Raw genomic sequence first — 5,223 nt, forward strand, 5'->3', positions numbered from 1 at the left:
GGTGTATCGCTCGCCCACTCCAATCGGCAAGCTCTAAATAGTCGTACAGTGTAAACGCGATAGCATTGTTGTCTTCAGTTGAGCCAAAGGGCATTAAATAGCGTGGTTGTTCTGTGGGTTTATTGTCAGTCGGCTCTTGTGACGATTGGGTATACTTCTTATATTGTGTGATTCTTGCTTGAATCGAAGTGTAATCGCTATGCTCTAAATCATCACACATCTGCGCTCGCACAGGGTTTAAATCAACATACATCATACAACTGAGCAGGGCTTGTTCATCAAGTAACGCTTGGGAGTAATATCGTCCTTCCCAATAGCGACCGGTGCACTTGTCTTCTTTATTGGCAGCTCTGGCAATGTATTCATTAAGGTTGCGCATAAACCAGCTAATATCATAGAGACGTTCTCGCCAAAGCGCTGTAAATTCAGCGATTTTATTAAGACTTGCCTCATCGTCAATCAAACCACTGCGATACATATCAACTAAAGGATTGCCATGATAAAGGCGATACCAACGCTCAATTACTTCATCATGAGACCATGCTAATGCCTGTTCACGGTCGACACGCAATACCAAGTGATAATGATTGCTCATAATCGCGTAAGCGGCGATATCAATGGCAAAAATACTCGATAACAAATGTATTTTGTCTAATACCCACTGACGTCGATGATTATAATCCTGCCCCGTGTATGGGTCTTCGCCGCATAAAAATGCACGTCGCACACACCGTGAAACCACGTGATAATACGATGTCGCCGATAAATCGATGAGACTTCCTCTCGCTCTAGCCATGATGCTACTCCCACTCTCGTTTAGTAGGACTCTAGCCTAGTACAAAAAGAAATTAGCCGTCTAAAATTTGTGGGTGTCTCATATTTTATTTGAATCATCATCTTTCTTTTTAGCTCGATACGAGCGCAAAAAATCTTGTGCTATCTTAATCTCTTCATTCTCAACCAGTGGTTCTCGGTACGAACGCATGATTTCTTGTAATCTTTTAATCTCTTCATTTTCAACTAGAGGAGCTCGATACGAACGCACGATTTCTTGCGCTCTCTTAATCTCTTCATTTTCAGCTAGAGGGTCTCGATACGAGCGCATGATTTCTCGTGCTCTTTTCATCTCATCGTTTTCAGCTAGAGGATCTCGAAATGAGCGTATGATTTCTTGTGCTCTTTTAATCTCTTCATTTCCAGCTAGAGAATCTCGGTATGAGCGTATGATTTTTTGATTTTTAAGAATATCATCTCGATTTAAAGGTTGAAGATGTTGGATTCCTGCATCTTCTATAGAGCTCTTATTAACAACAACTGATAGATTTGTTTTACCATCTTCCATAAAGGATGACGTACTATACATATGAAATTTTTGTATCTCAGACTCTCTATATATTTCAGCCTGAAGCTCAGCTAATGGACCTATGGTTTTTTTACCATTTGAATTTATTTTATACCACCAATCTTCCTTTGAATCATCAGTTACAAAAATAACATTATCGATATTTTCACTGGCTGCTTTACTTAATAATTGCTTCCAAAGAATCAAATCACCATATTGCCTCTCAAAATACAAACCATCAAAATGATAGAAGCTATCTTCACCTCGATTAGCTTTATCCGCGTCTTTGAATCCAGGTGGAATTTTGTTTTTGTAACGCTGTTCTCCTTCCGCATACAGTTTATCTAACCAATCTTGATCATTTGGCTTTTCACCAACATTCCCATTAAAATATTTATTTAGTAGGTCTCTTATTTCGTCATGTGACCTGACACACGGCTGCTCATTATTCCAATGAGAGACAGATTTTTTATAGTTGCTTATAGATTTATTAATTTCTTTTTCAAGTTTTTCAGTACTTTCATTTAGCTTTGGGAATCTTCTTTTTAAAGCTAATTGTTCGAAGTCACCTTTAAATACATTTTCAATTTTCTGCAAGTTACTTTCGATATCATTAAAAACAACTTTCTCATTTTTTATTACTTCCAATCTTCTGCGTTGATATTCAAGACCAACTTGGTGGGGAATCCAAACTCTATCACCCAACTTTTTGATCAGTCTGAAGAAGTCATCACGTGTTTGCTTTGCATAACCATAAAGGTTTAGAAATACATTTGTATCAAATACGAATATAGTCTTTTCTTCAGCCCACGATTCTTTAAGCTCTTCAGTGCTCACATTATGAAACGATTTAAAATTGTCTTTCATTTTGATCCTAAACGTAAATTGATACACATAACTATTTTATAAGCCTAACGAGGCTGTAGAATTTATCATTCTCAGCCTAAATTTTTTATATGCGAAGACAATAATTGAGATTGTTATATTTATCAATAATTAACTAACTATTCGATGACAATCATGTTTATGATCAATTAGAACATGCTGATAGGTTAAAGGGTGTTTTAAGGCCGGATTGGTAGTCTTTAGCCTTCAATGTAGGCTATTTCTTAGCTTTTCTATATTATGGACTAGACAATACATCTGCCATTGGGCGTTTACTTTGTCTTTACCTCGCAAAGTAAATTTATTCATCCCTTTGTTCACGGTGATATTGCCGAACACCGGTTCAATCATGCCTAAACGTTTGCTGTATTGCCGTCGACCAATGCTGCTGTCTATTTTTATGCGCATCTTATCCGTGTAAGATAATTGCCGCTCGGCATTAAGTAAAAACTGGACTTGCCGCCCTCGGTCTTGAGGCGGTTTTCGCATGCATTGCTGTTGTAATGGGCAGTGCTTACAGTCTTTTAAATATCCAGCAAATCGACTGTAACGTTTACCCTCGCTTTCAACATTCTTACAACTTAGCCACAGTAATTTTCCTGCTGGGCAACGACACATCATACGCTGCTCGTCAAAGTAAAAGTCCTTTGATGTAAATAATCTTGGCCTGCCTTTACTGCGTTTTAATCGTCGTTTTTCTTTTTCAGTGTGATAAGTTTCACTGGTTTTAAACAATGGATTACGACTTCTGAACTGAGTATCAGCAATGTAGGTATCTAATCCTGTACTCGCCATAAACTCTAGGTTTTTCTCGCTATGAAAACCACTGTCAGCGGTGAATGCTGCTGTTGAGAATGTGTCTGGTGTGCCGAGTTTAGCGAGTTGTTCTGCTAATTGTTTGACTGCTGGGGCTAACGTTTGTTGTTCGCCGACTGAACCCCAAACTTTGGCCTGCATGATAATTTGGTGTTTGTCGTCATTTATCGCGATACCATTGTAACCCTGAATTGTGCCTTTACTTGTGGTCATTTTGGCACTGTCAGGATCGGTGATGTTGCTCTTTACTGGTTTGTTTGTCGCGCCGAGTTTTTCGTCACTTGAAGCTAAGAATTTCGCTATTTTATCAGCACTTTTATCGAGTTTATCTTTTTGCTTTATGTCATGAGTTTTTTCAGGTTCACTTAGACTGTCTTGCGCTTGATGCCTTGCGATAATACGCTGGCTTGCTCGTTTGAGTTTTGCGTGTTTACGGCCAAGTTCTTCATGTGTGCCACTCCATTCCTTGCTCGCATTCGACTTAATCTTGCAGCCATCAATGGCAAACATGTTTCGGCCGATTAACCCTTCCTCATCACAAATCATCAGTACTTGCGTGAATAATGGCTCAATTTGGTCTTCCATTTTTGCAACAAATGCAGCTATTGATGTCCAGTGTGGCTGGCTATCACCAGACAAACTCATGAACATAATATTAGTCGCGCAAGCATCTGCAATACGACGGCTAGTAATTAATCCTCTTGAATAACCTAGCAGAATAATTTTTAACATCACCTGCGGAGAGTACGCTGCCGCGCCTTTTTTATCGTTAGAATACCATTTATCAAAACCAGACAGGTCAAGGCGATTATCGACAATATGAGCTAATGCATACTCAAAGGTACCAGGAATAATTTGCTGGGAGAAATCGATAGGGATGAATTTATTTTGACAAGATAAATCAGGTTTGTAGTTGGGCATCTTGTTTCACTCAGGGTGAATAATAACCATTAGATCACAGACCGGATCACGGTTCAAGCTTAATATTTATACAAAAGTCATAAACTAAAAAAGAACGTGAAAACGTTCTTTTTTGATAAATTCTACAGCCTCAACGCCCGCCTAACGGGCAGCTTGTAGTGAAGCATTTTTGTGTAATACTGACGCGTAGCGGCAACACAAAAATGCGTAGCGAAAAGTTGTCCCAGTTTAGGCGCTTATAGTTTGTCCGTTCCCTTATTTTAAATAATTTACCTTTACTTAAAATAAGGGGAATATGCTTCTGTTAGTTACGAATATTTGAGGTAAAACACACCATGTTTATAACAAGACATTCGAGCTAACAGAAGTCATTTGTTTCAACACGCATACTCAGGGATTGTCGTCATACCGACTATCTATAAGACCTGCGAGAAACAAATCAAGCATATTCCATTGGCTACTTTACGCCTAGGAGGTCAATAATGAAAGCCTTTGTTATTGAAGATTTTTCCGCGTTAATTGGCATTGATTGGGCTGATAAAAAACATGATATTTGTGAAAACCCTATCAACTCTAATAAACTCAACTTATCCATCATTCCAACAACGCCCAAGGCTATCCACCAGTGGGCCCAAGAACTCGCCACCCGTTATCCAAAGCAATTAATTGCTGTTGGCTGTGAGCTTAAAAAAGGCCCTTTAATATATGCATTGTCTAAATATAAGCACATCGTGTTATTTCCCATCAACCCATCTAGCGTTGCTAAATACCGCAAGGCGTTTTCACAAAGTGGTGCCAAAGATGATCCAACCGATGCCGCTATTCAAGTTGAGATACTTAGGCTGCATATGAGTAAGCTCCGAGCGATAGCGCCTGAAAAAGAGAAAATACGCGAACTAGCACAGCTGGTCGAATATCGTCGTAAGCTGGTTCAAGACCGCGTTAATTTGTCCAATAAAATCACCGCAACACTTAAAAACTATTATCCTCAGCCCATTGATTGGTTTAAAGAAAAAGATACTATGGTGTTTTGCGATTTCATCTCGCGTTGGCCATCGTTAGCTGATGTGAAAAAGGCTAGGAAACAAACACTATTGGACTTCTTCAATCAACACAATTGCCGGTATGCAGACGTTAACGAGCAGCGTTGTAAGGAGATAAAAGAGGAACTTCCCTTAACGGTGCATATTAACATCCATGGAGATCACCTAATAACATCGATGGAGATCATTCAATAACATCCATCAAGATCAGCTAAT

The 5,223-nt window shown here is 39.1% G+C and carries 3 protein-coding genes and 1 pseudogene; 1 reads left to right on the plus strand and 3 read right to left on the minus strand.

Annotation, left to right across the window (positions count from 1 at the left end; genetic code table 11):
- From HRU23_20260 to HRU23_20270, 3 genes are all read right to left on the minus strand, one after another.
- On the minus strand, positions 1-796 hold a 796-nt coding region (locus HRU23_20260; GenBank protein NRA56473.1), incomplete at its 3' end, for a transposase.
- A 78-nt stretch (positions 797-874) separates the two neighbouring features.
- Entirely contained in the window at positions 875-2,209 is a 1,335-nt protein-coding gene (locus HRU23_20265) for a DUF4935 domain-containing protein (GenBank protein ID NRA56474.1), read from the minus strand.
- A 225-nt stretch (positions 2,210-2,434) separates the two neighbouring features.
- Positions 2,435-3,964: a transposase gene (locus tag HRU23_20270; GenBank protein NRA56475.1), complete on the minus strand. Its 1,530-nt coding sequence runs from the start codon at positions 3,962-3,964 to the stop codon at positions 2,435-2,437.
- 482 nt (positions 3,965-4,446) lie between these two features.
- Here HRU23_20270 and HRU23_20275 point away from each other — a divergent pair.
- Positions 4,447-5,130: pseudogene (locus tag HRU23_20275) on the plus strand (IS110 family transposase).
- Positions 5,131-5,223 lie beyond the last annotated feature (93 nt).

The sequence above is a fragment of the Gammaproteobacteria bacterium genome (assembly GCA_013214945.1).
Lineage (GTDB): Bacteria > Pseudomonadota > Gammaproteobacteria > Enterobacterales > Psychrobiaceae > Psychrobium.

What these genes read in the sequence shown, in the direction of transcription:
- HRU23_20265 (NRA56474.1), bottom strand. Translation starts at nt 2,209, where the DNA reads ATGAAAGACAATTTTAAATCGTTTCATAATGTGAGCACTGAAGAGCTT.
- HRU23_20270 (NRA56475.1), bottom strand. Translation starts at nt 3,964, where the DNA reads ATGCCCAACTACAAACCTGATTTATCTTGTCAAAATAAATTCATCCCT.